This is a genomic window from Chitinophaga sp. (assembly GCF_036569125.1).
Classification (GTDB): domain Bacteria; phylum Bacteroidota; class Bacteroidia; order Chitinophagales; family Chitinophagaceae; genus Chitinophaga.
In genome coordinates this window covers 1-3,591 of record NZ_DATCRF010000737.1, presented here as the reverse complement: position 1 = coordinate 3,591, position 3,591 = coordinate 1, and the positions used below count along the sequence as shown (strand labels likewise).

Here is a 3,591-nt window from a genome sequence, read left to right as displayed (position 1 = left end):
CGCCATTCGTGGTAATGTTGATGGAGTTACCCGGCTGGCCATTTCCCCGGTGCCGGTCTGTCCGCGAAAAGGAAATAATAGGATTGATCTCCAGCTTATTGTTCATTGCGCGCGTCATCAGGTTTAAACGCGTGGAGTATCTTTTAAAATCCGTACCTATTACTACGCCTTGCTCATCGTAATAACCGGTGCTGAAGCGGTAGTAAGAGTTATCGCTGCCGCCGCTTACGCTCAGGTCAGCATTTTTAATAAGCCCGGTACGGTAAAAAATATCCTGCCAGTCGGTATTGGCATTATACGCCGGGTTCAGGCTGTCTGTCATTAAATAAGGCAGCTGCTGTCTTTGCGCGTAGGTAAGGCTTTGCTGTAACAGCGCCATTTTTTGCCGCCGTTCTTCGGTGCCCAGCACCACATCCCGCAGCTCCGGCCTTTCAGTGATGCCAAAATAGCTGGAAAGGCTCACCTTAGGTGCGCCGGACTTTCCTTTTTTGGTGGTGATGAGTATAACGCCATTGGCTGCACGCGATCCGTAAATGGCGGCAGCAGAGGCATCTTTCAACACATCAATGCTGGCAATATCCATGGGGTTAATGCCGGCCAGGAAGTTGGTGCCGGTACCCACACTGGCGTTCACATATTCCTCTGATGGCTGGGGAATGCCATCTACCACGTATAATGGCGAGTTCACTACTTTAAACTCGTCATAATCGCGGCTTACAGTAGAACTGCCCCTAACGGAAACGGTGGTACGTGCCCCGGGCTCGCCGGTAAAGTTCTGCACGTTCACCCCCGAAAGGCGGCCCTGCATTAACTGATCAAAACTGGCAGCCGGCAGGTTTTGTATTTCTCTTCCTGACAGGCTGGAAATGGCGGCGGTGGCCTTTTTACGGGTCACCTGCTGATAGCCGATGATGACGGTTTCCTGTAATGCGCTTGCGGTTGCAGCCATTACCACATGCAGTTCCTGCTGGCCTGTAACCTTGATCTCCTGTTTAGTAAATCCTACGTAAGTGATCTCCAGCGTAACGCCAGGGGCGGCAGAAAGGCTGAAATGTCCCTTGGTGTCCGTAGTAACACCGGTGTTAGTTGATTTTACACGTACAGAAACGCCGGGCAGGGGTTCCTTTGCATTGTCGGTTACCGTGCCTTCAACCTTAATGGTTTGGGCCAGTACCGGCAATAGCGGTACAATCAGGCATAGCAATGCCAGGTAGAGTGTTCTCATAGTTGTACAGATTTTGGGTGGGTGCTTTAGCGGTTTAGTGCATGCTTCAGCAAAATTTGGTTGATACTTGTTAAACTAATTGGTGCTTGGATTACGGTTCGTTCGATGGTTTAGATATTGTACAATGGTACAATCAGACATAGTAATGTCAGGTAACTCTCATCATGCGCATAGATTTTTGGTTGATACTGTTAAAAATAATGTTACTCCAGATTACGGTTCGTTCGATGGTTTAAACATTGTGTAATGCTACGGGCAGGCATAAGTACGCCTGTTAAGTCCTCAACATAGTACGCTCGTTTTTTGGTTGATGCTTTAGCGGATCAATGGTGCTTTAGCGAATTTGGTTGATGCCGGGTAAAATACTAGAATAAAATAGATCTATAATTACTGGAATTAGCTATATTTTGACAAATATTACCCAATATGATTAAAAAATGCTTCTATTTGCCTTTTTTTAATATTATATTGGCCTATCAGTTGAACATAGCAAAAAGCCATTGGTTAACACCATCAATCATCAACCAAATTAGTGAAAAGATATGAGCCTGGACCATTTACTGCATGAATATAATATAGCCCCTGGTATTTGGGATGAGATGCACGATTCCGGGCAGATACGTGAACACTACAACAAGGTTTTTGCCACCTTACAGGGACTGGATGTAGCGGCCCTGCTGCAAAAGGACCGCCTGGCAGGCGAGCTGTTTATGAACCAGGGCATTACCTTTACGGTATACAGTGATAATGAAGGCATTGAGCGCATTTTTCCCTTTGACATTATTCCCCGCATTATTACCGGCAAAGAATGGGATATCGTAGAACGCGGCATTAAGCAGCGCTTGCAGGCCCTGAACCTGTTCTTAAAAGATATCTATAGCGAACAGCAGATCATAAAGGATAAAATTGTGCCGGCAGGGCTCATTGCCTCCTGCCCGCATTATACGCGCGAGGTGTTCGGGATAAAAGTGCCGTATGATATTTATGTGCACATTTCCGGCATTGACCTGATCCGTGGGGACGATGGTAAATTCTACATCCTGGAAGATAACCTGCGTACCCCCTCCGGCGTTAGCTATATGCTGGAAAACCGGGAAGTGACCAAACGTATTTTCCCCGACCTGCTGGCAGCCAACCATGTAAGGCGGGTAAGCAACTACCCCTTACTGCTACACGAAATACTGCTGCAGCTGGCCCCGGGGCAGATCGCTAACCCTACGGTAGCGCTGCTAACCCCCGGCGTATACAACTCCGCTTATTATGAGCATACGTTCCTTGCCCGCCAGATGGGTATTTCACTGGTAGAAGCACGCGACCTGGTGGTGGATAACCATAAGGTATATATGAAAACTACCAATGGCCTGGAGCAGGTGCACGTAATATACCGCCGTATAGATGATGAATACCTGGACCCGCTGATCTTTAAACCCGACAGTGTGCTGGGCGTACCCGGCCTGCTGGGCGCTTACCGCAGGGGCAGCGTGGCTATTGTGAACGCAGTAGGTAATGGTGTGGCAGATGATAAGGCGGTATACGCCTATGTGCCGGCCATGATCCGTTATTACCTGAATGAAGAGCCTATCCTGGCAAACGTGCCTACTTATGAGCTCAGCGATCCGGATATGCGGAACCATGTTTTTGAAAATATCCGGAACATGGTTATCAAGCGTACCAACCAATCCGGCGGCTATGGCATGATCATGGGCAATAGCGTATCGGAGGAAGATTGGAATAAAGCCAAAGTAGCTATTCAGGCAGATGCCCGTAATTATATTGCACAGCCGATCATTAAATTATCTACGGTACCTTGTTTTATTGATGGTACCTTTCAGCCGCGGCATGTGGACTTACGGCCTTATGCATTATGCGGGCCGCAGGGTGTTAAGATCGTGCCGGGAGGCCTTACCCGTGTGGCATTACGCGCCGGCTCGCTGGTGGTGAACTCTTCACAGGGCGGCGGAAGTAAGGATACCTGGGTGATTGATTAATTACGATTTTAGATTTACGATTTTAGATTTGGAATGCAGCGGTTGATAATGTTTTGTTGTTGTTTGTAAAATATAAAATCGTAAATCATAGATCATAAATCGTAAATCTAAAATCTAAAATCGTAAATTTTAGCAAGATGTTAAGCCGGATAGCTGACGCATTATACTGGATGAACCGTTACATGGAAAGGGCCGGTGGGCTTTGCAGGGTGGCTGCTACACATTATGTACAAGCCCTGGATAAGGATGTGAATGGATCCCTGACCTGGAGGCCGGTGCTGGAAACTTTCACCACCTGCAGCGCCGATGAGATCATGGCGCTGGAAAATAATACCGGCGCTTCTTTACGGAAGCTGATCACAGATCCCAACAATAATA

The 3,591-nt window shown here is 47.6% G+C and carries 3 protein-coding genes; 2 read left to right on the top strand and 1 reads right to left on the bottom strand.

The features are described from left to right. Positions 1 to 1,225: SusC/RagA family TonB-linked outer membrane protein (locus tag VIM87_RS27335; protein ID WP_332000059.1), on the bottom strand; the 1,225-nt coding region annotated here is incomplete at its 3' end. 542 nt (positions 1,226 to 1,767) lie between these two features. Here VIM87_RS27335 and VIM87_RS27330 point away from each other — a divergent pair. Next, positions 1,768 to 3,213, top strand: a complete 1,446-nt coding sequence (locus tag VIM87_RS27330; protein WP_332000058.1) for a circularly permuted type 2 ATP-grasp protein — start codon at positions 1,768 to 1,770, stop codon at positions 3,211 to 3,213. 137 nt (positions 3,214 to 3,350) lie between these two features. Next, a partial coding sequence (locus VIM87_RS27325) for an alpha-E domain-containing protein (RefSeq protein ID WP_332000057.1) occupies positions 3,351 to 3,591 on the top strand: 241 nt, incomplete at its 3' end.